This window comes from Halobacillus sp. K22 (genome assembly GCF_052246795.1).
In the GTDB taxonomy this organism is placed as follows: Bacteria; Bacillota; Bacilli; order Bacillales; family Halobacillaceae; genus Halobacillus.
Genome location: NZ_JBQQCN010000060.1, coordinates 1 through 1,143, shown reverse-complemented (window position 1 = coordinate 1,143; position 1,143 = coordinate 1). Strand labels below are relative to the sequence as shown.

At 44.6% G+C, this 1,143-nt stretch carries 1 protein-coding gene; it reads left to right on the top strand.

Annotation, left to right across the window (positions count from 1 at the left end):
* Positions 1 to 8: 8 nt before the first annotated feature.
* Positions 9 to 1,143, top strand: a 1,135-nt coding sequence (locus tag ACTWPM_RS20605) for an ISL3 family transposase (protein ID WP_443134835.1), incomplete at its 3' end; no start/stop codon positions are given.

Sequence of the window (1,143 nt, the reverse complement as noted above, 5' to 3'; positions counted from 1 at the left end):
AAAATGCGATTATAAAGAAAAGTGAAGAAGTGGAAGGGAATTTTCATCTTCATGTGGAATTGCCGAGAAAGAAGCACAGGTGTATGGATTGCGGGGAATGGACCGATCGCATCCACGACTACAGAACACAGAAAATCCAACATCTTAAAATGTTTGAACGAACCACCTCCATCTTCTACCGAAAACGTCGTTACCGTTGTATGTGCGGGAAACGATTCTTTGAAAATAACGACCTGGTTGAGCGGTATCAGCGTCACTCAAAAGAGTGGAACCAGGCCTTAGGCCTTCGAGTCATTCAGGGAAAGAACTTCAAAGACACAGCTGACTTATTTCGTACTTCGCCAACCACAGTCATGCGCCGTTTTGATGAGTTGGCCATGCCTATGTTGGAGAAGGTGGAAACCCTTCCGCCTGTGATTGCGATTGATGAATACAAAGGGGATACGAGTGCAGGAAAGTACCAAGTCGTCATTGCCGACGGAGACACCGGTCAACTCTTGGATATTCTTCCGGATCGTTCCGTGGATACCGTGCGAGATTATCTTCGCGAGAAGGGATCGGAGGTCGAGATGGTGATTATGGATATGAGCCACGCCTTCAAATCGGCCGTCCAAAAAGCCTTGGGCAGCCCTATCATTGTGGCTGATCGTTTTCACTTCTGTCGCTACATCTACTGGGCTCTCGAACGAGTGAGAAGGCGTGTTCAGAAAGAATTTCATCATTACGATAGGAAGCAGTGTAAGCGAAAAAAGCACGTCTTCTATAAGCGTGAAGAGAACTTAACGGAAAGGCAGCGCTGGCATCTAGAACGCTATCTAGGTATGTCGGAAGACATGCGAATCTCTTATGAATTGAAGGAATCCTTTAGGGATTGGTTTGAAAGAGCGAAGACCATTGGAATTGAACAACCATCTCAGGTTAAGCAAGAGTTACATAACTTCTATAAGCAGGTAGAAAAAGCAGGTGTATGGGAGTTTATGCAGGGGATCAATACTTTGAAGAATTGGCAGAAAGAAATCTTGAATAGCTTTACATTCAATTATAGCAATGGATTCGTGGAGGGACTAAACAATCAGACGAAGGTTATTAAACGAAATGCCTTTGGTTTCAGAAGATATGACCGTCTCCGATTGAAGGTTCTTC